This is a genomic window from Phascolarctobacterium sp. (assembly GCF_045124115.1).
In the GTDB taxonomy this organism is placed as follows: Bacteria; Bacillota; Negativicutes; order Acidaminococcales; family Acidaminococcaceae; genus Phascolarctobacterium_A.
Genome location: NZ_JBGVLF010000051.1, coordinates 1 through 25,985, shown reverse-complemented (window position 1 = coordinate 25,985; position 25,985 = coordinate 1). Strand labels below are relative to the sequence as shown.

Sequence of the window (25,985 nt, the reverse complement as noted above, 5' to 3'; positions counted from 1 at the left end):
TCCCTATGGCAAAGGCTGTTATGGTCTACGGTGCCGGTATCAGCGGCCGTGGTGCGGCAGAGGTACTGGCTAAACGTGGACAACAAGTCTATTTGTATAATGATACGCCCTGTAATCTTGATGCAGGGCTGACTTCCCAACTGGCTGCCCATGGCGGCGGTCTGGTTGTGGGCAAAGATGCATATAAAAAAGCGCTCGGCTCTGCCGAGCTTTTGGTGCTTTCACCGGGGATTCCCTGCGATAGTGAAAACGTGCTGTTTGCAGAGGCCCAAGGTGTGGAGACCATTAGTGAGATTGAATTGGGCTACCGTCTTTACGGCGGCCATATTGCTGCCATTACCGGTACTAACGGCAAAACTACCACTACCAGTATTGTAGGGGAGATGTTCAAACGTCTGCCTGTGCCTAGTGCTGTGGGCGGTAATATTGGTTTGGCTTTGTCCAAGGAGGTAGAGCAGCTGCCCAAGGAAGGGTGGCTGGCAGCGGAGCTTTCCAGCTTCCAACTGGAAAAGGTTAAAACCTTCTGTCCTGATATTGCAGTAGTGCTGAACCTCACTCCTGACCATTTGGAGCGCCATCACACTATGGCTGCTTATGGCGGAGCTAAAAAGAATATTTTCCGCCAGCAGGGAGCCGCTCAAGTAACGGTACTTAACTATGACGATCCCGAAGTGCGCTCTTGGGGGGCGGAAACTAAAGGGCAGCTTTGCTATTTCAGCAGAAAAACTGAATTACCTGCGGGAATTTTTATGCAAAATGGTAATTTTGTGATAAAATGGAACAATAAAACAGAAGTTGTCTGCAACGTTGAAGAGCTGCATCTTTTTGGCGGTCATAATGAGGAAAATGTACTGGCAGCCATTGCCTGCGGTTACTTTGCCGGTGTGTCTGTAGAGGATATGGCAGATGTGTTGCGCAATTTCCGTAGTATTGAACATCGCTTGGAATATGTAAAGACTATTAAGGGCGTGCCTTATTATAACGATTCCAAAGCCACCAATACAGACTCTGCTATTAAAGCTTTGGAGGCCTTTCCTAAAGGTCATATCATCCTTTTGGCAGGTGGTCACGACAAGCTGACGGATTTGGCACCCATGATGGCTTTGGTAAAGGAAAAATGCGATGCCTTGATTTTGTTGGGCGAAGCCAAGGAACGTTTCCACAAGGCTGCGTTAGCAGCAGGTGTGGAGAATATCGTGCTGGCGGATAGCTTTGAGGACGCTGTTACTAAAGCTTATGCTATGGCAGTTCCGCCTCAAGTGGTGCTGCTTTCCCCCGCATGTTCATCTTACGATATGTTTAAAAACTACCCTGAGCGCGGACGCCGCTTTAAGGAGCTGGTGCAGTCCCTGCCCCTGTAAGGGAGGAGGAATAAACGTGAAGGTCATTTTATCCGGTGGCGGTACCGGAGGCCATATTTATCCGGCATTAACTATTGCTGATCAAATCAAGAAACTGGAGCCTACAGCAGAAATTATTTTCGTAGGCACACAGCAAGGCTTGGAAAAGGATATTATCCCCCGCTATGGCTATCCCTTGAAATTTATTGAGGTAGCAGGCTTTAAGCGCAGTTTAAGTTTTGATACTTTGCGCAGTGCTTTTAAGCTGTTCACCGGTCTTTACGATGCGTATAAGATTATCAGCGAGGAAGGACCTGACCTTGTAATCGGTACAGGCGGTTATGTATGCGGTCCCATCGTCTTTATGGCGGCGCTGCATAAAATTCCTTGCTGTATCCAAGAGCAGAACGCTATGCCCGGTGTTACCAATAAGATTCTATCCCGCTACGTGCGCAAGGTTTTCTTGGGCTATAAGGAAGCAGGCAAATTCTTCAAGGGCAAAGCAGAGCTTGTCTATACAGGCAATCCTATCCGTACGGAAATTTTGGAGCACACCCGTGAAGAAGCCTATAAAGAACTGGGCTTGGACCCTGCGAAGAAGACCATCCTTGTTTCCGGTGGCAGTAGAGGTGCGCGCAGCATTAACAATGCGATGCTGGAGGCAGAAATTGCGCTTTCCGGTAGAGGAGAGGTGCAAGTGCTTCATGCTACAGGCGATGTAAACTACGACGCTTATATGCAGGAGGTAGCAAAACGCGGTGGTGTAGCGGATAATATTATTATCAAACCGTATCTGCATAATATGCCCGTGGCATTGGCGGCTGCTGATTTGGCAGTTTTCCGTGCCGGCGCTATTGGTTTGGCAGAGCTGATGGCTAAAGGCGTGCCTTCCGTATTGGTGCCTTATCCATACGCTACAGCAAATCATCAAGAGTTTAACGCCCGTGCTGTAGCTGCTACAGGTGCAGCGCAAGTTATTTTGGACAAAGAGCTTACAGGCGATAAAATATTAGAGGCAGTGGAGCATTTACTGCTCCATGTAAATGAATTAGAGAAAATGCAGGCTGCGGCAAAGGCTTTAGGTAGGCCGCAGGCAGCAGAGACCATTGCCCGTCAGGCTTTGGCTCTGATTAAAGATTAGGGAGGGTATCCAGTGGCTAACAATCAATTAGCTAATCTGCATAATATACACTTTATCGGCATTGGTGGCGCCGGTATGAGCGCTATTGCCTATGTGCTGATTAAACGCGGTTATGATGTCAGCGGTTCTGACTTAAACGCAGGCCACACTTCCGCTCATTTGGCGGAGGAAGGCGCCATGGTCTTTATGGGGCATGATGCCTGCCAAGTGGATGATGCCGATGCAGTAGTTATTTCTACGGCTATTCATCCCAATAATCCGGAACTGGTAGCCGCTAGAAACCGAGGTATTCCTGTGCTGCACCGCAGCGATGTGTTGGCAGCCATTATTAATAAAGAAGGTGCGAAAGGTGTAGCTGTGGCAGGTGCCCATGGCAAAACCACTACCAGCGCCATGATTTCCTGTATTGCTGCTGAAAGCGGTATTGACCCCACCATTGTCATTGGTGGCGAAGTAAGCAGCTTGGGCGGCAACGCCCGCAATGGTGCAGGTCCCTACGTGGTAGCGGAAGCTGACGAAAGCGATGGCTCTTTCTTGAAGTTTAATCCTTACTTGGCTGTTGTTACCAATATCGAAGATGACCATCTGGACCACTATGGTACAGAAGAAAATATTTATCAAGCTTTCAAAAATTTCCTGGGAAATATCGTTCCCGGAGGCAAGGCAGTGCTGTGTGCAGATAATGCCAAAGTACGCCGCCTGATTAGTGAAACTGATAAGACTGTAGTTACCTACGCTTTAGACGGCGAAACAGCCGATTATATTGCGAAAGACGTGGAGTACGGTGTTAATGGTACTACCTATAAACTGTACTACCAAGGCGAGTTTGTTACGGAGGTGCACCTTGTTGTGCCCGGTCGTCACAATGTGCTGAATTCTTTAGGTGCTTTTGCTGCAGCTAGAGAGATGGGAATTACCGTACCTGCTATTTTAGCTTCTTTGAAGAAGTTTGGTGGTGCTAAGCGTCGTTTCGAGACCAAAGGTAAAGTAGACGGTGTATGGGTGGTTGATGATTATGCCCATCATCCTACGGAAATCGGCGTAACCTTGAAGGCTGCACGTCAAACTAAGCCTGAGCGTTTGCTGTGCGTGTTCCAGCCTCACCGCTATAGTCGTACCAAGCTGCTGTTTGATGAATTCTGCGGCTGCTTTAAAGAGTGCGACCAGCTGATTATTACGGATATCTACGCAGCTAGCGAAGATCCTATTCCCGGAGTAACCGGCGAAAAGCTGGCAGAGGGGATTCGTCAAGCTACGGGTCAAGAAGTTATGTACGTACCTTCCTTGAATAAGGCAGAGGAATATTTAGAAGTTAATGCCACCGCTGGCGATTTGATTATGACTATCGGCGCAGGCGATGTATTTAAAATTGGCGAAGAATTAGTTAGAGAATTGGAGCGTAAAGCAAAATGAACAAGCAGGATGTAGTTGCAGTTGTTTTGGGAGGACCTTCCTCCGAAGCAGAAATTTCTCGTGTTACCGGTGGCGCTATTGCTGCTGCTTTGAGAGAAAAAGGCTATAATGCCAAAGAGGTGGAGCTGGTTCCCGACCGCTTGATCGCCCAGCTGCACGCTATGAACGCCAAAGTTGTATTTAACGCAGTACACGGCAAGTACGGCGAAGACGGCCGTCTGCAGAGCATTTTGGAAGCTGCAGGCATTCCTTATACTGGTTGCGGTGTATTGGCAAGTGCTGTAGCCATGGATAAATCTGCTACCAAACGCTTTTTGCAATCCGCAGGCGTAGCAACTCCCCGTTGCCTGATTATCAATAAACGTGAAGCAGGCGACCTTGCCGCAATTCGTGCCCACATTATGGAAGCAATTGGTCTGCCTGTAGTCATCAAGGCTGCTACCCAAGGCTCCAGCATCGGTGTAACCATTGTTAAGGAAGCAGAAGGTATTGAAGCTGCTATTGCTGATGCTTTTACTTATTCCGACAACGTACTTGCGGAAGAATGCATTAAAGGCAAAGAACTGACTGTTGCTTTGATGGAAGAAAAGGGCGAGGTTAAACCTTTGCCGGTAATTTGGATTGCTCCGCACAGCGGTGCTTATGATTTCCATTCTAAATACACTAAAGGTGCAACTGATTACCATTGCCCCGCTCCTTTGGATGAGGCAACTACTAAACATGTACAGGATTTGGCTTTGGCAACCTACCATGTATTAGGTCTCAGCGGTGTAGCCCGTGTGGATGTAATGCTGGATGAAAAAGGTCAAGGCTACGTGTTGGAAGCCAATACTATCCCCGGCATGACTCCTACCAGCCTTGTTCCCAAAGCTGCAGCTGCTGTAGGTATTGCTTTCCCAGACCTGTGTGAACGCATTTTGTTAAGCGCGAAATAAAAAAAATTGGAGGTGCAGCAATGTCACAAACGATTAAAGAGCGTTTGCGCCAGCATAGGCGTAGACGGCGTTGGCGCTTGCTGCGCCTTATGGCTGTCCTAGCCGCTTTGGGTTATGGCAGTTACTGGGGGTGGAACTACATCCATCGTCCGGATTTGGCTTTTGGCAGCATTACCGTTCATGGTTCAGCCTTGCTGACGGAGGAAGAAGCTATTAAAATGGGTGGCAGCGCGCCTCCCTTCAATTTCTTCAATGTGAGTATGAACAGGATGCAGGATGCTTTAACCCATGATATCCGCTTTCGTGATGCCAAGGTAGAATACCGTTGGCCTGCAAATGTGGAAGTATACGTGCAGGAGCGCGAGCCTGCCTTATACGTCGCTAACTCCTACCGCAGTTATTTGAAGGTCGATTATCAAGGCATGATCATGAATGTTACCACGGGCATCCCTGATGCTAAAGCTCCTATTTTGGTGGGTGCGAAATGCGGTAATGTCTACATTGGTGATGATGTGGGCAATAAGGATGTCCACAATATTTTAGTTTTTCTCAACGGCATAGACGGTGACGCTAGGGATAGAGTGGCGGAGATAGCCTTGGATAATCGTGGCGAAATCAAGCTGCGGATGCGCAATAGTTTCCCCATTCTTTTGGGCCCTGTTGCCAAATTGCCGGAGAAAGTAGAAGTTTTTCGTACCGTCTTTAACGAAATCAAAGATAAGAATATTCAAGCCGAGTATATTGATTTAACCTTTGCTAAACCATACATTAAGCTGGTACCTAAAAAAGAAAATGAGGTAGTAAAATAATGAAAGAAATACTGACTATGGATTTGAAGGGCAAGATTATTATTGCTATCGTGTTCATGGTGCTGGGTTTTATGTTGTCAGTGCAATATAAGACAACAGAAAGGCAAAGGTCCATCCGTATGGACAGGGTAGAAGACTTGTCTGAGCGCTTGAAGGTTATGGAAACTGAAAACAAGCGCTTGCAGGAGGAAAACGCAACTCTGCGCCTGGCTGACAAAGAACGTGCTGCTGATCCCGCTATCGAGCGCATGAAACTTTTGGCAGGGACTACGGATGTAGAAGGTGAAGGCGTAGAAATTATTTTGGATGATAGCAATATTCCCAAAAAAGCAGGGGAGAACCCCAATTTGTACATTATCCACGATGAAGATTTGCTGAGGGTACTGAACGAATTGCGTGCTGCCGGAGCGGAGGCTATTTCCATTAATGATCAACGTATTATAGCCATGAGTGAAATCCGTTGCGCAGGTCCCACGGTTTCCGTAAATAACGTGCGCAGTGCTCCGCCTTATGTAATTAAGGCCATTGGCGCGCCCAAAACATTAGTCAGCGCCCTGCGTCTGCGTGGCGGCGTAGTGGAAACCTTCGAGTTTTGGGGTATTCAAGTAAAGATTAAAACTGATAAAAAAATCCATATACCTGCTTTAAAAGCTCCTCGTAACTTTGAATATGCCAAGAGCGTAGCGGAAGAAGGGGAGGCAAAGAAATGATTTATGCAGCAATTATCGGCCTAGTGGTGGGGTTGATAGCAGGTCTATACTTTCCGTACAGCGTTCCTCCCGAGTATGGGCGTATGCTGGCCGTTGCTGTAATGGCAGGCTTAGATGCGGTGTTGGGCGGTATCCGCGCTTCTTTGGAAAGTAAATACGATACTATTGTGTTTATGACAGGGTTCTTTATTAATGGTATTTTGGCAGCCTTCCTTTGCTATGCCAGCAATTTTATTGGCATCGATCTCTACATGGTCGCTATCCTGATTTTTGGTATGCGTGTCTTTCAAAACATCGGTGTTATCCGTAGGCTGTATATGGGAAAATAATTTTTTTAATCTTGCAGGAAAAATTATATCTAGTGTTGAAAATATACGTTATCTAGAATCTTGTTTCAATAATGAGACCCAATAAATAAGGGGGACGTAGAATATGTTTGATGATGTGGAAACTACTTTTGATAACTTGGCTAACATCAAAGTTATCGGTGTCGGCGGTGGCGGCAATAATGCTGTAAACCGTATGATTGCTGCAGGTGTGCGTGGTGTAGAATTCATTGCTGTTAACTGCGATGCGCAAGCACTGCTCCTGTCTAAGGCAGAAAACAAAATCCAAATCGGCGAAAAGCTGACTAAAGGCTTAGGCGCAGGCGCTAATCCTGAAATCGGCGAAAAGGCTGCCGAAGAAACTCGTGACCAAATCGTGGAAGCACTGAAAGGTGCGGACATGGTTTTTGTAACCGCTGGTATGGGCGGTGGTACCGGTACCGGTGCTGCGCATGTAGTTGCTGAATGTGCAAAAGAAGTAGGCGCTTTGACTGTAGGCGTTGTTACTAAACCGTTTATGTTTGAAGGTCGTCGCCGTATGAATCAAGCAGAAAACGGTATTGTAAAGCTGAAGGAAAAAGTTGATACTTTGATTACTATTCCTAACGATCGCTTGCTGCAAGTTATCGATCGTAAAACCTCCATGTTGGATGCTTTCCGCATTGCCGACGATGTTCTGCGTCAAGGCGTGCAAGGTATTTCCGATTTGATTGGCGTACCCGGTTTGATTAATGCGGACTTTGCTGACGTTAAGACTATTATGACTAACGCAGGCAGCGCATTGATGGGCATTGGTACTGCTAAAGGCGAAGGCGGTGCTAAGGCTGCGGCTGAAGCTGCTATTAAGAGTCCTTTGCTGGAAGCATCTGTGGACGGCGCTCAAGGCGTACTGTTCAACATTACCGGTGGCAAAGAGCTGTCCCTGTTTGATGTTACTGAAGCTTCTCAAATTATTACTGATGCCGTTGATCCTAACGCTAACATTATCTTTGGTGCTGTAATTGATGAAGCATTGGAAGACGAAATCCGTGTTACTGTTATTGCTACCGGTTTCGAACGCAAGAACCCCGCTATTAAGCAAGGGGCTACTGCTATCAAGAATCCTGAAAGCAGTGGCGATAATAGCACTTCCGCTAAAGGCTTCAGCGGCGGCGCTGATATTCCGCCTTGGCTGCGCAGATAAAAATTTTATAGTAAATTTTAAGGACCGTCCTAGGGCGGTCCTTTTTTAGAATCATTTTGAGGTTGTATGCAGGAAAAGATTAGACAACGCTATGGGTTGCTGGATGCTTTGCGCGGGTTGGCGATTATAGGCGTGGTGGTATTTCATTTTTTATATGATGTGAACTGTATCTATGGTTTGAATGAAGGCTGGTATGATACTGCTTTCGCTACTTGGTGGCGGGTGGGTACCTGTTGGCTTTTTGCTGCTTTATCAGGCTTTGTGTGGCACATGGGCAGGGAAAACTGCCTGCGCCGCGGGCTGCAGTTGAATTTATTAGGCTTGGCAATTACGGCGGTCACAGCAATTTTGATGCCGGAAGAAATTATTTACTTCGGCATTTTGAACTTTATGGGCTGCGCTGCGTGGCTTATGTGGGCGTGGGATAAGTGGATGCTGCGTCTGCCTGCTAGCGTAGGCATGTGGCTGGGGCTTTTCGTCTACAGCTTTTGCAACAGCATTACGGACGAAGTCGTGGGGTGGAGCGCAGTGAATTTGCAGTTCGCCGTGCCTGGGTGGCTGTACGAGTTGAAATTTTTGGCGCCTTTGGGCTTTCCACATGCAGGCTTTGTTTCTGCCGACTATTTCCCACTGCTACCGTGGTTTGGGTTGTTCCTTTTCGGTTACTATCTATACATTTTTGCCCAAGGCAGGCAGTGGTTGCAGCAGTACGCGTCGAGCGATGTGCCACTGCTTTCTGCGGTAGGACGGCACACGCTGCCTATCTACCTTTTGCATCAACCGGTGTGCTTGGGGTTATGCTATTTGTATTTTGGTCATTAAACTGTAATAAAAAACTGTACAAATTTCTTGAAAAAGGTGTATAATATTGGGAAAATGCACTAATTTTTTAGAAGCTGTTTATTTTAAGGGAGAGAAGTACATGAATGACAAACAAGTGACGCAGGAGCAACTAGATAAAAAAGCTCAAGCACTGCTGGAAGAGCAGGAATCGGAAGCGCGGATGCGCACTTATAAAGGCCCCATGAGCAAGATCATTATCCTGCTATTGTGCGTGTGGGCGGCCTTTCAGATATACTTTACAACTTTAGGTGTAATCAGCGCCATTGACTTGCGCGCAATCCACTGCATTTTCCTTTTACTGTTTACCTTTTTGCTGTTCCCCACGTATAAAAAGGAGAAACGTGTCCGCAATCTGCCGCCTGTTTGGGATATGCTGCTGATTGTAGTGGGCGTAGGCAGCTTTGCTTATTTGATTTTAAACTATCCCCGTATCGCCATGACTGGTGGGCGGATAGACGATTTAGAAGTACTGATTGCCGGTGCTGCCCTTCTAGTAGTCTTTGAAGCGGCACGGCGCGCCAGCGGCAACTTGGCAGTCCTTGCCTTGATTTTCCTTGCCTACAATTGGTTTGGCGAATATTTACCCGGCTATCTTGGTCACAATGGTTTCACTCTGAAACGTGTGCTGATTACCCAGTTTTGGGGTACTCAGGGTGTGCTTGGTACCGGTATCGGCGTTTCTGCTACCTACATTTTCCTCTTCGTACTTTTTGGAGCGTACTTAAAGTACAGCGGTTTTTCTAAATTTATCAACGATTTTTCCTTGACTCTGGTTGGCCAAACTCCCGGTGGCCCTGCTAAGGTGGCAGTGCTTGCTTCCGGTCTGATGGGCATGATTAACGGTTCTGCTGTAGCCAACGTTGCTACTACAGGCACCATTACCATTCCTTTGATGAAGCAGACAGGCTACAAGAAAGAATTTGCCGGTGCTGTCGAGGCAGTTGCTTCCACAGGCGGTCAATTCTGTCCGCCGATTATGGGTGCGGTAGGCTTTGTTATGGCGGAGTTTTTGGGCTTGAGCTACACCAAGGTTATGCTTGCTTCCGTAGTGCCTGCTTTGCTGTACTACGTGGGCCTGCTGCTAGCGGTACATTTCGAGGCTATGCGCCTGGGCTTGTCCGGTCTGTCTAAAGAAAATATTCCTAACGCTATGAAGGTAGTGAAGGAGCAGGGCCATCTGGTTATTCCTTTGGTTATGCTTATCGGCCTGATGTTTGCAGGCTATACGCCTTTGTACGCTGCAGTATTCTCCATCTTTGGCACGATTGCTGCCAGCTGGTTGCGCAAGGAAACCCGTATGACTCCCAAGATTATTTTGGATGCAACGGTGGAAGGCGCTAAAGGCGCCATTGCCGTAGGCGTGTGCTGTGTTATTATCGGTGTTATCATCGGCACTGTAACTTTGACCAGTATGGGTCTGAACATGGGCTATTTAATCCTTTACTTGGTAGATAATAATAATATTTATCTCACCGGCCTCTTAGTTATGATTATGTCCACTATTTTGGGTATGGGCGTTCCCGGCGTTGCGGCCTACGTTATCGTACAAGCGGTAGCAGTGCCCGTGCTGATTGATGCAGGCGTACTGGCGCTTACTTCCCATCTGTTCTGCCTGATTTACGCGTGCTTGTCCAATATTACCCCACCTGTAGCCATCAGCGCCTATGTTGCCAGCGGTATTGCAGGCTCCGATCAGACTAAGACCGGCATTTGGGCTATGCGCTTAGGCATTATCGGCTTTATCATTCCCTTCTTCTTCCTGGATAATCCCGTGCTGCTGATTGGCGTGGATCCCACTGCTACTATGGCGACTACTGCTTGGGCAGTGTTCACTGCTCTTTTGGGTACGGCAGGCTTGGTTGCAGGCTTGGAGGGCTGGTTCCTCAAACGATGCAATATTATCGAACGCATTGTGCTGATTGCATTGGCGCCTACGCTGCTGTATCCGGGCTTAATGACCGACGTTATCGGTATTGGTGCTTTTGCCGGTGTTGCTGTGTTGCAATATCTGCGTAAATAAGTTTTTATTAAAATTTATTAATAAAAAGGGAGATGTTACTATGAAAAAAATGTCTACTTGGAAACGCCTTGCATGTGCAGCTTTGGCTGTAACCATGCTGGCAGGTGTTGTTGCCGGCTGCGGCGGCAGCAAGAAAGAAGCTGCTAAGGAACCTGCTAAGATTGTGAAGATTAACTTCCCCACTGCAGGTGCTTCCGGTGCTCTCTACGCTGTAGGTGCTGCTATTACCAACAACTGGTCTAAGAACGTGCCCGGTGTGCAAGCATCCAGCCAAGCTTCTGCAGGCGGTATTGCTAACCTGAACATGGTTTCCACCAACGAAGCCCAAGTTTCCATCGCTATTAGCTCCAACGTACTGCAATGCTTACAAGGTACTGACAGCTTTAAAGGTCATGCCTATAAGGATCTGAAGGTTATCGGTGGCTTGTACATGAACCCCAACCAAGTAGTTGTTGCTAAAAAAGCAGGCATCAAATCCTTGGCTGATGTTAAAGGCAAGCACTTTGCTGTTGCTGCTGCAGGTTCTTCCGTTTACAACGAATGTCAAAACCACTTCACTACTGTTGGTTTGAAATTCCCGGAAGATATTAAGACTGAATTGATTGCTTTCGGTCCTGCTGCCGAAATGCTGCAAAACGGTACCCTGGACGGCGCTTGGATTATGTCCGGTGCTCCTGCTGCCGCTGTTTCCCAAGCTTTGACTGCTAACTGCGAACTGGTTAACATCGATGACAAGACCATTGAAGCACTGCAAGCAAAATATCCTTGGTACGCAAAATACACTATTCCTGCTAAAACCTATCCTAACCAAGATAAAGATATCCAAACTTCCGCTATTAAAATGGTTATGTTCTGCCGTCATGATTTGAGCGAAGACACCGTTTATAAGCTGACCAAATCCTTCTGGGAGCATATCGACGAACTGGGCAAAGCACAAAAGAATCTGAAAGGTTTGAAACCTGCAGACGCTGTGAAAGATATTGCTAACCTGCCCCTGCATCCCGGTGCTGCTAAATATTATAAAGAAATCGGCGTACTGAAATAAGCGCGTCTAAAGTGACAGCCTCTGCCAGTTTTTTGGCGGGGGCTGTTTTTTGCTGTAAATTTCTTGCAAAATCTTCTTTACAGTATATATTTTATTTTGCATTAATAGGAAGCTATGGTACAATATATACCGAATATATATTTTTGGAGGTGAACCTGCCTGTCTCCCTCATGGGAGCAGCAGATTTTCTTGGACTATCTTATAATACTTTTTAACTTGCTTGTTGTTTTGTTTTTAGTTGCTTTAAATGGCTTTTTCGTAGCTTCGGAGTTTTCCATCGTCAAGGTGCGCCCTTCCCGTTTGGATGCTTTGATTAAAGAAGGCAATCAGCGTGCTGTCCATGCTAAAAAGGTAACGGAGCATTTGGACGCGTTCCTGTCCGTAACCCAGTTGGGCATTACCATTGCTTCCTTGGGTTTGGGCTGGATTGGCGAACCCACTGTGGCGCAAATGCTGCATCCTCTTTTCCAATTAGTAAACCTTTCTCCCCAAATGGAGCATACCATTGCTTTTGTGGTGGGCTTTAGTGTTATCACCGCTTTGCACATTGTTTTGGGCGAACTGGTGCCTAAATCTTTGTCCATCCAGAAGACGGAGCAGATTGTGCTTTTTGTGGCGTGGCCCCTGCTGATGTTTGATAAGCTGATGTATCCTGCGGTTTGGTTCTTAAATCATGTGGCAAACTGGGTTCTGCGCCGTATGGGTGTAGAGGCTGCCAGCGAAGCGGAGGAGGCTCATAATGAGGACGAAATCCGTATTTTGATGGAAGAAAGCCATAAGCATGGTTATATTGATAAAACCGAGCTGACTTATCTGGATAATGTCTTTGATTTTTCCGACCGTCGCGCCAGCGATATTATGGTGCCGCGTACGGATATGATCTGTCTGTATTTAGAGGACAGTGCGGAAGAAAACATCAAGATTGCTCTTGATGAACGCATGACGCGTTATCCTATTTGTGCGGAGGATAAGGACCATATCATCGGTTTCCTGCATATTAAAGATTTATTGCGGGCGTTGAACGCGGGGGAAACTCCTGATTTACGCAAGCTTGCCCGTGATGTGCTGTTAGTGCCGGAGTCCCTGCCCATTAGCAAGCTACTGAAGATGCTGCAGCGCCACCGCAGCCAGCTGGCGGTGCTCATTGATGAGTACGGCGGTACGGCAGGCATGGTGACGGTAGAGGATATCCTGGAAGAAATTGTAGGCGAAATCCAAGACGAGTTCGACGAAGAACGTCCGGAAGTAGAGGAAAAGGGTAATAAGACCTATTCCGTGGATGGCAAGATGCTCCTAGATGATGTCAATGATTTCTTCGAGTTGGAGCTGGATACGGAAAACTGCGATACCATTGGTGGTTGGCTGTACGCCCAAATCGACTATCCGCCTAAAGTTGGGCAACAGGTGAAGACTGCGGCTGCCCAATTTACGGTAGAAGAAGTTGCCAAGATGCGTATTACCCGTGTGCGTATCCAACTTTTGCACGAACCGGAAAATATTCACGAAGATTTGCAGGAAGAATATATCGAACCTGTGGAAGAACCTAAAAAGTAAAATTAAAAGGCATTCCTTGCGCAGCAGGGGATGCCTTTTGTACGTGTCATAATATAAATAAAAATGCTACAGCCTAGGGCGAATTGCTCATAGCTGCAGCATTGCTTGCTTAATTTGCTTATCTTATTGCAGGGGAGCGCTAACTGCATCCGGTTGCTCAAAAATGAAAGCAGGGGACGGATAGTAGAATTGGCAGTGTTGGAAGTTGATTGCTTCAGTGGAGAAACGTTTCAGCAGTGCGTAGGAAGCGCGTTCTTCAAAGTCAATTAGGTTGTCTTTGTTGATGTCTGCGTCTTTAACGATTACCAGCAGGTAAGCCGGAACTTCCGGTGCGTCTTCAGGAACTTGGCTGCGGTCCAAAGGAATGCTGGGAACGATTTCCAGTTGGCCGATAGGTTGTTGGTTCTCGTTGTACAGCATGCAGCCGTAAACGTTTTGATATAAAGTACGTACTAATCTTAATTGGTATGCGCCATTGCTCATGGTTTTAATGCTCCTTATAAATTAATTTGCTTCATATAGAAAGCTAATGCTTGTCATAACTTCTTTATTTTACCATAATTTATGCATGTTGGCAAATTTCTCATAAAGTTGCAAAAGTATTTTGTATACATACAATTTCACATTTTTGTTAGCAGGATTTTACAAAAATATAACGAATACTATGGGTAAATATGTTGCTTGGTTGTTTGGCGCATATTCGATTAATAAGGAGGGGAATCTTATGAAAAAAATCTTAGCGTTTTTACTTGGTATGATGGTTATGGCAACTATGATTGCCGGCTGTGGTGGAGATAAAAAAGAAGATAAAAAACCTGCAGCTCAAAAATTCATCAACATCGCTACCGGTGGTACTTCCGGTACCTACTTCCCGCTGGGTGGCGCTCTGGCAGATATTCTCAACAAGAATATTCCCGGTGCTAACGCTTCCGCACAATCTACCGGTGCTTCCGTTGCCAATGTTAACCTGTTGAAACAAGGCAAAGTAGAAATCGCATTCATCCAAAACGATATTGCTTACTATGCAGCAAACGGCACTGAAATGTTCAAAGACAAGAAAGTTGCTAACCTGCAAGGCTTGGCTACCCTGTATCCTGAAACCGTACAAATCGTTACCTTGAAAAAATCCGGCATTAAGACTGTTGCTGATTTCAAAGGCAAACGTATTGCTGTAGGTGCTGCAGGTTCCGGTACCGAAGCTAACGCTCGTCAAATTATGGAAGCTTATGGCATCAAATATGATGACATTAAAGTTCAATACCTGTCCTTCGGCGAAGCTGCTTCCGCTCTGAAAGACGGCAACGTTGATGCTGCTTTCGTAACCGCAGGTCACCCGACCGCTGCTATTCAAGATATTTCCACTCAAAACGAAGTTGTGCTGGTTCCTGTAGAAGCTGATAAAGCTGATGCTTTGATTGCTAAATATCCGTTCTACACCAAGCTGACCATTAAAAAAGGCACCTATGCTAAACAAGAAGCTGACGTTCCGGCAGTTGCAGTTAAATGCATGCTGGCAGTTACCGACAAAATGGACGCTGCTACCGGCGAACAAGTTGTTAAAGCATTGTATGGCAACCTGGATCGCATGAAAGCTGCTCACTCCGCTGCTAATGCAATTTCCAAAGAGACTGCTAAAGACGGTATGTCCATTAAATTGAACCCGGGTGCTGAAAAATTCTTTGGCGCTAAATAAGGATTAACTCACTATGCCGAACTTCAAAGACCGGAAACCGGCTAACGCCGGCTCCCGGTCTTTTTTCCCAGTAAAGAGTTTTTTAATTTTAGTTACTGTTTGTGTAGTTTTCTTAGCATGGTATGCTACCCGCCTTGTAGTGGCGGTGGTGCCGGAAGAGGGGGACTCATTCTGTTTTACGGCGCCGCCGGGGGAGGAGTGGCACATCAGTCTCACCCATTCAGTAGAAAAAACGGAGTGGAACGATTATTTTACAGTAAATGCTGTAAATGATATGACCATGACCCATACGCGGTTTGAATCCATGGGCTGGGGTTATCCCTATTCGCCTAGCGAAGGCAAGCTGACCATGACCGAAGACGGCAAGTTTGATTTGACTATGAACCGTCCCTATAAAGAGGTGGCTCTGCGTATTTCCGAGCAGGCAATGCCTCAATTGGTCCACGGCAGCCAGCGTTACGATTTAATTAAAATGTATGGGCAGGGTACTGCTCTCAAGATAAAAGCTCAATACCGATACAGCTATTGGTATGAAAAATATTTTTAATCACGATTTTTTATGAGAGGAGCGATACCGCATGTCTGAGAAAGATAAGAACATTCAAGAGCTTTCTGCAGAAGAGGTACTGCAAAAATTTGATAAAGAATCCAATAAGCGTGAAATGAGCGGCCTGTGGGGCTATATCATTAACGGTATTTGCATTCTTTTCGCAGCTTTTCAGCTTTATACAGCAACCTTCGGCATTTTGGACGCGCATCTGCAACGTGCCATCCACCTTGCTTTTGGCTTCCTGCTGATTTTCTTGTTATATCCTACCCGTCGTTCTTGGTCCAAAACCAAGATGAATCCTATTGACGTTGTTTTCGCTGTTGTCAGCGCATGTTCTTCCCTGTACATTGTTTGGAACTACAATGAGTTGGTTCTGCGCGCAGGCATGAATACGGAAACGGACTTTATTGTAGGCTTGATCGGTACCGTTATGGTATTTGAAGCAGCACGTCGTGTTGTTGGTTGGCCGATGATTATTGTTGCTTTTGCTTTCCTGCTTTACGCTTTCTTTGGTCCTTATGTACCCGGTATTATGGCTCACCGCGGTGTTGGTCTGCAGGAAATGTTTGACCACCTGTTCTTCACCACAGAAGGTATCTTTGGTACTCCTATGGGCGTATCTTCCACCTTTATCTACCTGTTCATCCTTTTTGGCTCCTATTTGGAAGCTACCGGCTTGGGCAAGTTCTTCATCGACCTTGCTAATGCTATTGCAGGTTGGGCAGCAGGCGGTCCTGCTAAAGTAGCGGTTCTGTCCTCCGGTCTGATGGGTACTGTATCCGGTTCTTCCGTAGGTAACGTTGCCGGTACCGGTGCTTTCACCATTCCCATGATGAAGAAGTTGGGCTATCGTCCTGCTTTTGCCGGTGCAGTAGAAGCAGCTGCTTCTACCGGTGGCCAGCTGATGCCTCCTGTAATGGGCGCAGCAGCCTTCTTGATGGCAGAATTTGTTGGCGTTCCTTATTTTGATGTTGTTAAAGCAGCAGTTATTCCTGCTATGTTGTACTATATCGGCGTATGGCTGGGCGTACACTACGAAGCAAAGAAATTTGGCTTGAAAGGTACTCCTCGCGAAGAACTGCCGAAATTCTCCACTCTGTTTATGGAAAAAGGCCATTTGGCTATTCCTCTGATTGTAATCGTTTACCTGCTGGTTAGCGGTTACACCCCCATGCGCGCAGCTTTGGCAGCAATCGCTCTCAGCATTATCTGTGCTTGCATGCGTAAATCCACCCGCATTACTCCCAAGCAAATCGTACAGGGTCTTATCGATGGCTCTAAAGGCGTGCTTGGCGTACTGATTGCCTGCGCAACTGCAGGTATCATCATCGGCGTAGTTACCAAAACCGGCGTTGGCCTGAAGGTAGCAACTGCTCTGCTGGATTTGGCAGGCGGTCAACTGCTTCCGGCAATGTTCTTCACCATGATCACCTCTTTGATCCTGGGCATGGGCGTACCGACTACTGCTAACTACGTAATTACTTCTACCATTGCTGCTCCCGCACTGATTCAAATGAATGTGCCCGTACTGGCAGCCCATATGTTTGCTTTCTACTTCGGCATCGTTGCAGACGTTACTCCGCCTGTTGCTTTGGCAGCATATGCCGGTGCAGGTATCGCCGGTGCTAACCCCATGCGTTGCGGCGTTATTGCTGCGAAGCTGGCTATTGCGGCCTTCATCGTACCGTACATCTTCGTTCTGGCTCCTGAACTGTTGATGATTAACGCAACTCCCTTGACCATTACCTACAGCGCATTGACCGCTATTATCGGTATGTGGGGCGTATCCATGGCAATGATCGGCTTCTGCCAAAACCTGCTGAACAGTCTGCAAAGATTGATGTTCCTGGCCGGTGGCGTATGCATGATTATTCCCGGTACCATTACCGATGGTGTTGGTATTGCTCTGATCGTGGCAGCCTTCTTCTGGCAAAAAACTAATAAAGTTAAAGGCGCTATTAAACAAACCGAAGATTTGTAAGTTAGCATTTTAACAAGTTTCTTACTCCTCTCGCATAGTGCGGGAGGAGTTTTCTTTTGGGGCAATAAAAAAGACCCAAAGCGTATGCTTCGGGTCTTACTTTTTGTGTAGCTATTACAGTCTGTTGGAGCTGTTGAGTACATCGCGCATTTTGTGAGCCACCATGTCTTGGATTGCTTGACGGGCAGGTTTCAGATATTGGCGCGGATCGAAATCGCCGGGGTTTTCTACTAAGTGTTTACGGATGGAAGCGGTCATTGCCAAACGCAGGTCGGTGTCGATGTTGATTTTGCAAACGCCGAATTTGCCTGCTTGCAGCAGCATATCTTCAGGAACGCCTTGAGCGCCGTCCAGTTTGCCGCCGTATTTGTTGCATTCTTCTACGAAAGCAGGGATAACGGTGGATGCACCATGGAGAACCAGGGGATAACCGGGCAGCATATTGGTGATTTTTTCCAGACGAGCAAAGTCCAGTTCCGGTTTGCCTTTGAATTTGTATGCGCCGTGGCTGGTACCAATAGCAATAGCCAAAGAGTCGCAACCGGTGCGTTCAACAAATTCTACAGCTTGGTCAGGATCGGTGTAGGTAGCATCTTTGGCAGCAACTTTAACAGCGTCTTCTACGCCTGCCAGCTTGCCCAGCTCTGCTTCTACAACAACACCGCGTTCGTGAGCATATTCAACTACACGGCGGGTCATTTCGATGTTTTGTTCAAAGGGATGCTTGGAACCATCGATCATAACGGAGGTGAAGCCACCGTCGATGCAGGCTTTGCAGATTTCAAAATCTTCGCCATGGTCCAAATGCAGGCAGATGGGCAGACCGGTGTCTTCCACTGCAGCTTCAACCAATTTCATCAGGTAGATGTGGTTAGCGTATTTGCGAGCGCCTGCGGAAACTTGCAGGATCAAGGGAGATTTTTCTTGTTGGGCAGCAGAAACGATGCCTTGGATAATTTCCATGTTATTAACGTTGAAGGCGCCTACTGCATAGTGACCTTCATAGGCTTTTTTGAACATTTCGGTAGAAGTAACTAAAGGCATTAGATTTCCTCCTCATATTTTTATTGTACTACTATAATTATAGCACACTATTTGTGATTTAGTATAGAATTTTTCGCAAATCTGCAGGTATTGCCCGGGTAATTTCTAATTTGGTATCGCCTACAGGATGGGTAAAGGCTAAACGGTAGGCGTGGAGTGCATGGCGTGCCTGGGGTCCCGGTTCACCGTAAAGGTTATCGTTGACAAGTGGATGCCCTATATGTGCCAAATGAACGCGGATTTGGTGGGTGCGCCCTGTAAAAAGGCGTAAGCGCAGCAGCGTGTTGGCACCATAGTAGCCCATAACGCTGTAGGCAGTTTTGGCGTACTTGCCCCGCTCATAATCCACGCAGCGTTCGATGATGCTGCCTTCCTTGCGGGCGATGGGGGCTTCGATAATGCCTGCAGCATTTTTTACGTGGCCTGTGGCAATGGCAAGATATTCTTTCGTCACATCCTGCTGGCTCAGCCAGAACTGCACCACAGGCTCTTTGGCAAAAATCACCAACCCGGAGGTGTTGCGGTCTAAACGGGATACAGGATGAATGTCCGCAGTAATCCGATGCTCTTGGTAGTATGCCTGTACCAAATCATAGAGGGTGCCGCCTCGTTCACTAACGGTGGGGTGTACCAGCATGCCTGCAGGTTTATCAATCACCAAAAGGTAGTCATCCTCATAGGCGATCATTCCTTGGGTAAGACGTGTGGGCAGAGTTTCCATTTTAGTGGAGAATGGTGGTAGTGGTGGTTTCTTCTACCACTTCGATGTTGTCCAGTTGCGCCTTTAAGGATTGGCGAATGTTGCCTAAATACCATTTATATAATTCTTTTTGTTCTGCTTGTTCCTCAGCGGTCAAACCTTCGGTTTTTTTCTTATGAGCTAAAGCATTGATGCGCTGAATTTTTTCTTCAAAAGTCATTTCCTTAGTCATGTTTGGGACTCCTTTCATAAAGCTGTTTACTGGCTAATATTATAGCAAAGGGGCTATGAGTATGCAAGTCGCCCTGTTTTCTTGATTTTTGCAGGCTATCGCCAAACCCTGCTCCAAGGTTTGGAAAGCCTGCGCACTACTAAAGATAATTAGAATAAGTTGTAATTTTTTTAGAAAAAATGCCCCGTACAGAGTTGCTTCGGTTAGAAGTTTTCCTGTAACGGGGCATAATTATTACACTCTTATCCTATGTAGCATTGACTATATTAGCTGTTTGTGCTAACATAAAAGCAGTGTTAATAAGAATAGTTATCGCAATGGAAAGGTGGTCGCGATGGTGCTAAGAAAGCTTTTGACAGTAGCTTTGTGTGCGGCGTTTTTTGCTGTGTGCGGTTGCGGCGGCAATGCTGCCCAAGGTACGCAGGCTGCAGCTGGCAAGCCTTATTTGCAGCTTACGGATGCGGCCAACAGCCAAGTGTCGTTAGCGAAAAAGCCTGAGCGCGTCGTGAGCCTGAGTCCTTCTTATTTGGGCATGATTGAAGCAGTGGGCGGCAAAATTGTGGGGCGTGCCACCTCCCGTGTAGGCACTGTGCCTCAGTCCATGGCTGCTGTGCCTGAAGTTGGCTTTGTGTATAATGTGAATATGGAAAGCTTGCTGGCACTGCGCCCTGACCTAGTGCTGGCGGGGAAGAACCACCACGAAAAATTTCTCCCTTTGCTTAAATCCAATAATGTGCCTGTAATTGTTTTGGATGCCAAGACTTATGACGAAATCAAGCATACGGTTACAGTGTTGGGAGATGTTTATGGCACTATGGACAAAGCTGCGGCAGAGAACGCTTTTTTAGACGAGCAGATTGCCAAAGTAAAGGCTAAACTGCCCAAGGAGCGCAAACGCGTGGTGATTATGCATGCCACGGCAAGCAGCGTGACGGTGGAAGGCAGTCGCAGTATTGCAGGCTGCGTTAGCGATATCCTGGGCTTTGAGAATGTGGCGGCAGCGGCGCTAAAAGGCAAGAGCGAGAAAACGCCTTACAGCATGGAAAGTTTGGTACACCAGAATCCCGATGTGATTTTTATTACTTCCATGGGCAAGGCGGACGAGATCGAGAACCGTCTGCGCTTGGATTTTAAGAATAATCCTGCTTGGAACAGTCTGCAGGCTGTGCAGCAGGGCAAGGTGTATGTATTACCGGAGCAATTGTTCCTGATTAATCCCGGATTGCGCTATCCGGAAGCAGTAAAGTATATGGCGCAACGAATTTATCCTGAGGTTTTTGAAGATGGCAAATAAAGATTTAGATGCAGCGGTGGAGCATTGGGGCATTAGCCGTAGCTTGTGGCGCTGCGGTGTGTTGACGTTTTTCCTGCTCCTGGCGTTGGCAGGTGCATTTTTAAGTTTAGCAAAAGGTTCCAGCTTTATTTCTTTAGAGCAGATTGTGGAGATTTTGCTGCACCCGGGGACGGATCCCCAAAGCCAGATTATTTGGAATATCCGTATGCCCCGTACTATCGTGGGAGCGTTAGTGGGCATTAACCTGTCCCTGTCCGGTGCGATTTTGCAGTCCATTATGCGCAATCCCTTGGCGGATCCTCATATTATCGGTATTTCCAGCGGCGCAGGCTTGGCAGGCGTAGTGATTATGATTCTTTTCCCTGCGCTGGAATATTTGATTACCCCAGTAGCCTTTATCGGGGCGATGCTGGCGGCAGTGTGTATTTATATTTTGGCATGGAAGAACGGTATTAAGCCTGTGCGTATGATTTTGGCAGGCGTTGCCGTGTCCGCCTTTTTAAGCGCAGGCATTAGCGGCCTGATGATTTTTTACAGCGACCGTGTCCACGGTGCCCTGATGTGGATGGTGGGCGGCTTGGCGGCTCGTAGTTGGCCCCATGTGCAGATTATTCTGCCTTACGCTATTATCGGTCTGCTTTTGGCTTTCGCCAGTGCTGCCTATATGAACGTCCTACAGTTGGGTGACGAAATGGCGCGAGGCTTGGGTATTAACGTAGAAGTGACACGGATTGTGCTGACGGCGATTGCGGCGCTTTTGGCTGCCAGTGCTGTCAGTGTTGTAGGTTTGTTGGGCTTTGTAGGCTTGGTAGTACCTCATGCGGCGCGACTGCTTATCGGTAGCGACTATCGCTTCTTGCTGCCTGCTTCCGCACTTTTGGGTATTGCCACCATCACCTTTAGCGATACTTTCGCCAGAGTGGTGTTTGCGCCTATTGAGCTGCCTGTAGGCATTATTATGGCGTTTTTAGGTGCGCCCTTCTTTTTATTCTTGTTAAGGAGGGAAATCTGATGACTGCCATTTTAGAAGCAAAACATATTGACATCGGTATTAATAAAAAAACTATCGTCCATGATTTATCCTTGCAGATTCCTGAAGGCAAAATTACGGCGATTATCGGGCCCAACGGCTGTGGCAAAAGCACTACGCTGAAGGCTATTTCCCGGATTCTGCCTGTACAAAAGGGCGAGATTACTTTTAAAGGCAGACCTATTAACGAGTTCAGCCAGCGGGAGTTTGCCCAATGTTTGGCGATTCTGACCCAATCCCCCCAAGCACCTACGGATTTGAACGTGCAGGATTTGGTGGAGATGGGGCGTTTCCCCCACCGCGGTTTCTTCGGACGCAGCAGTAAGGAAGATGCGGAGCACGTGGCATGGGCGTTGGAGCAGACCAATATGGCGGGGATGCGCCAGCGTTTGCTGCATACTTTGAGTGGTGGCGAACGCCAACGGGCGTGGATTGCCATGGCTTTGGCGCAACGGCCCCAAGTGCTGCTGTTGGACGAGCCCACTACTTATCTGGATATCTGCCACCAGTTGGAGGTTATGCAGCTTTTAGTGAAGCTGAACCGGGAACTGGGGCTGACCGTAGTAATGGTTATCCATGAGCTGAACCACGCCATCCAGTACGCTGACTACGTGGCTGTAATTAAAGCAGGACGCTTGGTGACCAGTGGCGAGCCAAGGGAAATGGTTACCTCAGGGCTTTTGGCGGATGTGTTCCGCGTGCAGGCGGACGAGTTTAGCTGTAGCAATGGACTGCGCGCTTTGGTGCCTGTGGATTTATGTAGATAATATTGATATTGAAATGGCTAGGGTATGTATAGTCATATTGCCATATCCCGACTCACGTGCGATTTCTTAGCGCTCATTTCGTGCAGAATCACAACGAAGATTCGCGGCCGATCTTGTTCTAAAAACAAGTTATTACTCGGTTCGCTTCACTTCGGTGATTCTAAGCACTTATGAGCTAAAATCGCAATGATTCGTCTAGGGATATGGCAATAATGACTGACTTTGTCCTAGCCTTTTTGTGTAATTTATATGCAATTTATTTATGACTAAAACTAGCAATTTTTGAGCAAATAGTGTATACTATACCTAAAAAGAAGTATAGGAAAGGGTGTGAGGATCATTTCTCTGAGCAATAGGCAAAAACAGATAGCTGAGATAGTACGTCTCGACGGTCCCATTACCGGCGAGCATATTGCAGAGCGGCTTAACGTTACGAGGGCTGCCCTGCGCAGCGACTTGGCCATCCTGGTTATGGGCGGCATTCTGGATGCCCGCCCCAAGGTAGGCTACTTCTATACAGGTAAAAATACTTTAGGCATGCTGATGGAGGAAATTTCTGCCATCGAGGTACAGGATTTGCAGTCCGTGCCTGTGGCCATTGCCAACGACAAGAGCGCTTATGAGGCAGTGGTTACCATGTTTTTGGAGGATGTAGGTACGGTTTTCGTGTTAGACGAAAATGGTCTGCTGACCGGTATCGTGTCCCGTAAGGATTTGTTGAAGGCTGCTATCAATAACAGCGATTTGCGGGATATTCCCGTGGTGATGGTGATGACGCCCATCTCCAAAATTATTGTGGCTGTGGCAGATGAACCTGCCGCCAGCGCAGCCCGCAGACTGATTGATAATGAAATCGATTGTCTGCCTGTAGTCAAGGTTGTGGATGAAAACAAACGGCAGTACCAAGTTACAGGCCGCATTACAAAGACCAATTTCACCCGTTTGCTGGTGGATTTGGCAGAAGGTAAGGGAGGTAATTATCATACTACCGAAGGTTAATCCAATTATTTATGCTGTGTCCGACTCTATTGGTGAAACTGCTGAATCTGTAGTAAAGGCTACCACCAGTCAGTTTGTAGAGGAAAAGTTTGATGTTATCCGTGTACCTTATGTAAAGGACAAGGAGCAGATTGATAAAGTTATAGAAGAAGCTGCGGAAAACAAGGCTGTAGTGTGCTACACTATTGTTTCTCCGGAACTGCGCGAGCACATGGCTGACAGAGCTTTGGCTATGGATGTGGAGGTTGTGGACGTATTGGGGCCCATGATCAAGGCTATTGAGAAGAGCACTGGTCTTTTGCCTCGCAACCAAGCAGGTTTGATCCACAGCTTGGACCATGAGTATTTCAAACGCGTGGAAGCTGTAGAATTTGCTGTTAAATATGACGATGGTAAGAATCCCTTAGGTCTGTTGAAGGCGGATGTGGTTATTATCGGCGTATCCCGTACTTCCAAAACACCGCTGTCCATGTATTTGGCGCATAAGCAGATTAAGGTTGCCAATGTACCTTTGGTGCCTGAGCTGGCTCCTCCTGAAGAGTTGTTCAAGGTTCCTCCCTATAAGATTATCGGTCTTTTGATTGACCCCTTTAAGCTGAACGAAATCCGTAGCGAACGCTTGAAGACTATGGGCTTGTCCGACACTGCTGTATATGCTGATATGCAGCGCATCAATGAAGAGTTGACTTATGCTAAAGGCATTATGCGCCGTCTGCACTGCCAAATCATCAATGTGTCCAACCGCGCTATTGAAGAAACTGCAGGCATTATTATGGAGTACGTGCGCAAGAACAAAGAAAGACACCACGAACTGTAAAATGGCTAGAAAAGAGGCTGGAGCGAAAGCTCCAGCCTTGTTTTTGTCTACATCCTCGAAAAGTGGTATTGTTAATTAAAACTTGCAATTGAAAGTTTTGATTAAAATTTACGGAAGCAAACTATAATCTCTCCTTCTAAATTTCACATTACAAACTCACCCAACTGTGCTATACTAAACTTGAAACGTAAAGTGGGCGCACCCCTAAGATGGAAGTGCACATGGCTCTCGTGAGAGAGTTTGATTTAGCGATTTGCTAAATGTTAAAAACCGTTGCAGAAGTGGCTTCGGTAGTAGTATCGATTTACGTTGGTCCTGTAAAAGGGATGATGCTGCTACTGTGCCTAAATCTGCACCAACGATTTGCAAAAGCCAATAGTAGTATCATCCTCCGAAAAACTTTCGTGTTTCAAGAAAGGGTGAGAACTATTGGGTGCAAAAGACATTGCCGAAAAAGCGCTTTTGTCCAAAAATGATGTCTTTGCCGACATCATTAACAACTTCCTCTATGATGGCAGGCAGGTTATTAAACCAGAAGCCTTGGAGGATGCGCCAACAACTTATATGTATGACGCTAATGAGAAAGTACATGAACTGCACCGAGATGTGGCAAAGTACTGGAAAGATGGTAACGCAATTCTGGCCTTAATCGGTGTAGAAAACCAAACGGAAATCGATATTGATATGCCGTTAAGGATGATTGCTTATGATGGTGCTGCCTACAGAGCTCAACTGCTCAATAAGCACAGGCAGAAACGCTATCCTGTAGTCAGCGTTATTTTGTATTCCGGCAAAAGGCGTTGGAATTATAACAAAACTTTACTAGAATGTTTAGATGTACCGGATGTAATCAAGCCATTTGTAAATGACTACAAAATCAATGTTTTAGAAGTTGCCCATATGACGGAAGAACAGCTAAAACTGCTTACTAGTGACTATAAGATTATCGCTAACACTTATATGCAAAATGTTACTAGGATGAATGATGACGTACTGAATATTTCTATCAAACATCCTTACGAAACATTTCAACTGTTGTCAGTAATTACGGATAATCCAAACTATTTACACTTTGGTGAAAAGAATAACGGAGGTGACGTTACTGTGTATGATTTCTTGAAAGAAGCTACTAGATTAGGCGAGGCACGTGGTGAAGCTCGTGGCGAAGAACGCGGCAGAGCAGAGGGCGAAGCTCGTGGTATGCTGCAAAAGGCTTTAACTATAGCCACCAATCTCAAACGCAGTAAGACTATGAGCGACGAAGAAATTGCGGAGCTTACGGAGCTCACTCTTGAACAGGTTAAGGCTATTTCAGTATAGGCTGCCTACTTGGAAGGCACGGGCCTTCTAGCTCCAAATAAAACAAGAGGTTAGGGTACTAGGCGGAAGTTTAGTACGCTAACCTCTATTTTTATTATTTACTAAAACTTCCCACATGAAAAATACTGCAAAAACACATTTTGCTCCTTGAAAACTCAATATTTCAGCTAATTTTAGCGCACCAAAATAGCCCGTTGAATATACAACGGTAATTTCTCAACAAATTCACTGACGTAATC

At 46.7% G+C, this 25,985-nt stretch carries 25 protein-coding genes; 21 read left to right on the top strand and 4 right to left on the bottom strand.

What is annotated here, in order from left to right:
• Positions 1 to 5: 5 nt before the first annotated feature.
• From murD to ACJMM4_RS07880, 12 genes are all read left to right on the top strand, one after another.
• The gene (gene murD / locus ACJMM4_RS07935; protein WP_405383895.1) at positions 6 to 1,361 is read left to right on the top strand and encodes a UDP-N-acetylmuramoyl-L-alanine--D-glutamate ligase; all 1,356 of its coding nucleotides are present in this window, start codon (positions 6 to 8) and stop codon (positions 1,359 to 1,361) included.
• A 16-nt stretch (positions 1,362 to 1,377) separates the two neighbouring features.
• Positions 1,378 to 2,481: an undecaprenyldiphospho-muramoylpentapeptide beta-N-acetylglucosaminyltransferase gene (murG, locus tag ACJMM4_RS07930; RefSeq protein WP_405383893.1), complete on the top strand. Its 1,104-nt coding sequence runs from the start codon at positions 1,378 to 1,380 to the stop codon at positions 2,479 to 2,481.
• Positions 2,482 to 2,493: 12 nt separating this feature from the next.
• Entirely contained in the window at positions 2,494 to 3,894 is a 1,401-nt protein-coding gene (gene murC, locus ACJMM4_RS07925; protein ID WP_405380360.1) for a UDP-N-acetylmuramate--L-alanine ligase, read from the top strand.
• Positions 3,891 to 4,829: a D-alanine--D-alanine ligase gene (locus ACJMM4_RS07920; protein ID WP_405380362.1), complete on the top strand. Its 939-nt coding sequence runs from the start codon at positions 3,891 to 3,893 to the stop codon at positions 4,827 to 4,829. Before murC ends, ACJMM4_RS07920 begins: the two co-directional genes overlap by 4 nt.
• A gap of 20 nt (positions 4,830 to 4,849) precedes the next feature.
• On the top strand, positions 4,850 to 5,638 hold the full coding sequence (locus ACJMM4_RS07915; RefSeq protein ID WP_405383891.1) for a cell division protein FtsQ/DivIB: 789 nt from the start codon (positions 4,850 to 4,852) through the stop codon (positions 5,636 to 5,638).
• Complete coding sequence (locus ACJMM4_RS07910) at positions 5,638 to 6,348, top strand: DUF881 domain-containing protein (protein WP_405380366.1); 711 nt, start codon at positions 5,638 to 5,640, stop codon at positions 6,346 to 6,348. Before ACJMM4_RS07915 ends, ACJMM4_RS07910 begins: the two co-directional genes overlap by 1 nt.
• Positions 6,345 to 6,677 (top strand): small basic family protein, encoded by a 333-nt coding sequence (locus ACJMM4_RS07905; protein WP_405380368.1) that lies wholly within the window; start codon positions 6,345 to 6,347, stop codon positions 6,675 to 6,677. Before ACJMM4_RS07910 ends, ACJMM4_RS07905 begins: the two co-directional genes overlap by 4 nt.
• A 103-nt stretch (positions 6,678 to 6,780) precedes the next feature.
• Positions 6,781 to 7,857, top strand: a complete 1,077-nt coding sequence (gene ftsZ, locus ACJMM4_RS07900; RefSeq protein ID WP_405380370.1) for a cell division protein FtsZ — start codon at positions 6,781 to 6,783, stop codon at positions 7,855 to 7,857.
• A gap of 66 nt (positions 7,858 to 7,923) precedes the next feature.
• A complete protein-coding gene (locus tag ACJMM4_RS07895) occupies positions 7,924 to 8,679 on the top strand; it encodes a heparan-alpha-glucosaminide N-acetyltransferase (protein ID WP_405380372.1) in 756 nt (251 codons plus the stop codon).
• Positions 8,680 to 8,779: 100 nt separating this feature from the next.
• A complete protein-coding gene (locus tag ACJMM4_RS07890; RefSeq protein ID WP_405380374.1) occupies positions 8,780 to 10,720 on the top strand; it encodes a TRAP transporter permease in 1,941 nt (646 codons plus the stop codon).
• A 40-nt stretch (positions 10,721 to 10,760) separates the two neighbouring features.
• Positions 10,761 to 11,765, top strand: a complete 1,005-nt coding sequence (locus ACJMM4_RS07885) for a TAXI family TRAP transporter solute-binding subunit (RefSeq protein ID WP_405380376.1) — start codon at positions 10,761 to 10,763, stop codon at positions 11,763 to 11,765.
• 189 nt (positions 11,766 to 11,954) lie between these two features.
• The gene (locus tag ACJMM4_RS07880; protein WP_405383889.1) at positions 11,955 to 13,319 is read left to right on the top strand and encodes a hemolysin family protein; all 1,365 of its coding nucleotides are present in this window, start codon (positions 11,955 to 11,957) and stop codon (positions 13,317 to 13,319) included.
• Positions 13,320 to 13,442: 123 nt separating this feature from the next.
• Here ACJMM4_RS07880 and ACJMM4_RS07875 read toward each other — a convergent pair whose 3' ends face one another.
• A complete protein-coding gene (locus tag ACJMM4_RS07875) occupies positions 13,443 to 13,802 on the bottom strand; it encodes a hypothetical protein (protein ID WP_405380239.1) in 360 nt (119 codons plus the stop codon).
• Positions 13,803 to 14,043: 241 nt separating this feature from the next.
• Here ACJMM4_RS07875 and ACJMM4_RS07870 point away from each other — a divergent pair, with 241 nt between their 5' ends.
• Genes ACJMM4_RS07870 through ACJMM4_RS07860 form a run of 3 tightly spaced genes read left to right on the top strand, consistent with a single transcriptional unit; the run spans position 14,044 to position 17,543 of the window.
• A complete protein-coding gene (locus ACJMM4_RS07870) occupies positions 14,044 to 15,012 on the top strand; it encodes a TAXI family TRAP transporter solute-binding subunit (protein ID WP_405380237.1) in 969 nt (322 codons plus the stop codon).
• Between the two features lie 13 nt (positions 15,013 to 15,025).
• The gene (locus ACJMM4_RS07865; protein WP_405380235.1) at positions 15,026 to 15,559 is read left to right on the top strand and encodes a DUF1850 domain-containing protein; all 534 of its coding nucleotides are present in this window, start codon (positions 15,026 to 15,028) and stop codon (positions 15,557 to 15,559) included.
• Positions 15,560 to 15,590: 31 nt separating this feature from the next.
• On the top strand, positions 15,591 to 17,543 hold the full coding sequence (locus tag ACJMM4_RS07860) for a TRAP transporter permease (protein WP_405380233.1): 1,953 nt from the start codon (positions 15,591 to 15,593) through the stop codon (positions 17,541 to 17,543).
• 114 nt (positions 17,544 to 17,657) lie between these two features.
• Here the strand turns inward: ACJMM4_RS07860 and fba are convergent, their stop codons facing one another.
• Genes fba through ACJMM4_RS07845 form a run of 3 tightly spaced genes read right to left on the bottom strand, consistent with a single transcriptional unit; the run spans position 17,658 to position 19,519 of the window.
• Positions 17,658 to 18,587 carry a class II fructose-1,6-bisphosphate aldolase gene (gene fba, locus ACJMM4_RS07855; protein WP_405380231.1) on the bottom strand — a complete coding sequence of 310 codons (930 nt, stop codon included), beginning with the start codon at positions 18,585 to 18,587 and terminating at the stop codon, positions 17,658 to 17,660.
• Positions 18,588 to 18,645: 58 nt separating this feature from the next.
• On the bottom strand, positions 18,646 to 19,275 hold the full coding sequence (locus ACJMM4_RS07850) for an RluA family pseudouridine synthase (RefSeq protein ID WP_405383909.1): 630 nt from the start codon (positions 19,273 to 19,275) through the stop codon (positions 18,646 to 18,648).
• A gap of 34 nt (positions 19,276 to 19,309) precedes the next feature.
• The gene (locus ACJMM4_RS07845) at positions 19,310 to 19,519 is read right to left on the bottom strand and encodes a DUF896 domain-containing protein (protein WP_405380227.1); all 210 of its coding nucleotides are present in this window, start codon (positions 19,517 to 19,519) and stop codon (positions 19,310 to 19,312) included.
• A gap of 334 nt (positions 19,520 to 19,853) precedes the next feature.
• On the opposite strand from ACJMM4_RS07845, the gene ACJMM4_RS07840 reads away from it, so the two are divergent.
• The 6 genes from ACJMM4_RS07840 (at position 19,854) to ACJMM4_RS07815 (ending at position 25,746) form a co-directional block, all read left to right on the top strand.
• The gene (locus ACJMM4_RS07840; RefSeq protein WP_405380225.1) at positions 19,854 to 20,813 is read left to right on the top strand and encodes an ABC transporter substrate-binding protein; all 960 of its coding nucleotides are present in this window, start codon (positions 19,854 to 19,856) and stop codon (positions 20,811 to 20,813) included.
• The gene (locus ACJMM4_RS07835; RefSeq protein ID WP_405380223.1) at positions 20,803 to 21,825 is read left to right on the top strand and encodes a FecCD family ABC transporter permease; all 1,023 of its coding nucleotides are present in this window, start codon (positions 20,803 to 20,805) and stop codon (positions 21,823 to 21,825) included. Before ACJMM4_RS07840 ends, ACJMM4_RS07835 begins: the two co-directional genes overlap by 11 nt.
• Entirely contained in the window at positions 21,825 to 22,610 is a 786-nt protein-coding gene (locus ACJMM4_RS07830) for an ABC transporter ATP-binding protein (protein WP_405380221.1), read from the top strand. The genes ACJMM4_RS07835 and ACJMM4_RS07830 overlap by 1 nt, the downstream gene beginning before the upstream one ends.
• Before the next feature lie 330 nt (positions 22,611 to 22,940).
• A complete protein-coding gene (locus ACJMM4_RS07825) occupies positions 22,941 to 23,609 on the top strand; it encodes a helix-turn-helix transcriptional regulator (RefSeq protein WP_405380219.1) in 669 nt (222 codons plus the stop codon).
• Positions 23,590 to 24,426 carry a pyruvate, water dikinase regulatory protein gene (locus ACJMM4_RS07820; RefSeq protein ID WP_405380241.1) on the top strand — a complete coding sequence of 279 codons (837 nt, stop codon included), beginning with the start codon at positions 23,590 to 23,592 and terminating at the stop codon, positions 24,424 to 24,426. The genes ACJMM4_RS07825 and ACJMM4_RS07820 overlap by 20 nt, the downstream gene beginning before the upstream one ends.
• A 429-nt stretch (positions 24,427 to 24,855) precedes the next feature.
• Positions 24,856 to 25,746: an Rpn family recombination-promoting nuclease/putative transposase gene (locus tag ACJMM4_RS07815; protein WP_405380217.1), complete on the top strand. Its 891-nt coding sequence runs from the start codon at positions 24,856 to 24,858 to the stop codon at positions 25,744 to 25,746.
• Positions 25,747 to 25,985 lie beyond the last annotated feature (239 nt).

Excerpts from the sequence above, each read along its gene's own strand:
- murD (WP_405383895.1), top strand. The coding sequence starts at position 6 with ATGGCAAAGGCTGTTATGGTCTACGGTGCCGGTATCAGCGGCCGTGGT.
- ACJMM4_RS07920 (WP_405380362.1), top strand. The coding sequence starts at position 3,891 with ATGAACAAGCAGGATGTAGTTGCAGTTGTTTTGGGAGGACCTTCCTCC.
- ACJMM4_RS07915 (WP_405383891.1), top strand. The coding sequence starts at position 4,850 with ATGTCACAAACGATTAAAGAGCGTTTGCGCCAGCATAGGCGTAGACGG.
- ACJMM4_RS07910 (WP_405380366.1), top strand. The coding sequence starts at position 5,638 with ATGAAAGAAATACTGACTATGGATTTGAAGGGCAAGATTATTATTGCT.
- ACJMM4_RS07905 (WP_405380368.1), top strand. The coding sequence starts at position 6,345 with ATGATTTATGCAGCAATTATCGGCCTAGTGGTGGGGTTGATAGCAGGT.
- ftsZ (WP_405380370.1), top strand. The coding sequence starts at position 6,781 with ATGTTTGATGATGTGGAAACTACTTTTGATAACTTGGCTAACATCAAA.
- ACJMM4_RS07895 (WP_405380372.1), top strand. The coding sequence starts at position 7,924 with ATGCAGGAAAAGATTAGACAACGCTATGGGTTGCTGGATGCTTTGCGC.
- ACJMM4_RS07890 (WP_405380374.1), top strand. The coding sequence starts at position 8,780 with ATGAATGACAAACAAGTGACGCAGGAGCAACTAGATAAAAAAGCTCAA.
- ACJMM4_RS07885 (WP_405380376.1), top strand. The coding sequence starts at position 10,761 with ATGAAAAAAATGTCTACTTGGAAACGCCTTGCATGTGCAGCTTTGGCT.
- ACJMM4_RS07875 (WP_405380239.1), bottom strand. The coding sequence starts at position 13,802 with ATGAGCAATGGCGCATACCAATTAAGATTAGTACGTACTTTATATCAA.
- ACJMM4_RS07870 (WP_405380237.1), top strand. The coding sequence starts at position 14,044 with ATGAAAAAAATCTTAGCGTTTTTACTTGGTATGATGGTTATGGCAACT.
- ACJMM4_RS07865 (WP_405380235.1), top strand. The coding sequence starts at position 15,026 with ATGCCGAACTTCAAAGACCGGAAACCGGCTAACGCCGGCTCCCGGTCT.
- ACJMM4_RS07860 (WP_405380233.1), top strand. The coding sequence starts at position 15,591 with ATGTCTGAGAAAGATAAGAACATTCAAGAGCTTTCTGCAGAAGAGGTA.
- fba (WP_405380231.1), bottom strand. The coding sequence starts at position 18,587 with ATGCCTTTAGTTACTTCTACCGAAATGTTCAAAAAAGCCTATGAAGGT.
- ACJMM4_RS07850 (WP_405383909.1), bottom strand. The coding sequence starts at position 19,275 with ATGATCGCCTATGAGGATGACTACCTTTTGGTGATTGATAAACCTGCA.
- ACJMM4_RS07845 (WP_405380227.1), bottom strand. The coding sequence starts at position 19,519 with ATGACTAAGGAAATGACTTTTGAAGAAAAAATTCAGCGCATCAATGCT.
- ACJMM4_RS07840 (WP_405380225.1), top strand. The coding sequence starts at position 19,854 with ATGGTGCTAAGAAAGCTTTTGACAGTAGCTTTGTGTGCGGCGTTTTTT.
- ACJMM4_RS07835 (WP_405380223.1), top strand. The coding sequence starts at position 20,803 with ATGGCAAATAAAGATTTAGATGCAGCGGTGGAGCATTGGGGCATTAGC.
- ACJMM4_RS07830 (WP_405380221.1), top strand. The coding sequence starts at position 21,825 with ATGACTGCCATTTTAGAAGCAAAACATATTGACATCGGTATTAATAAA.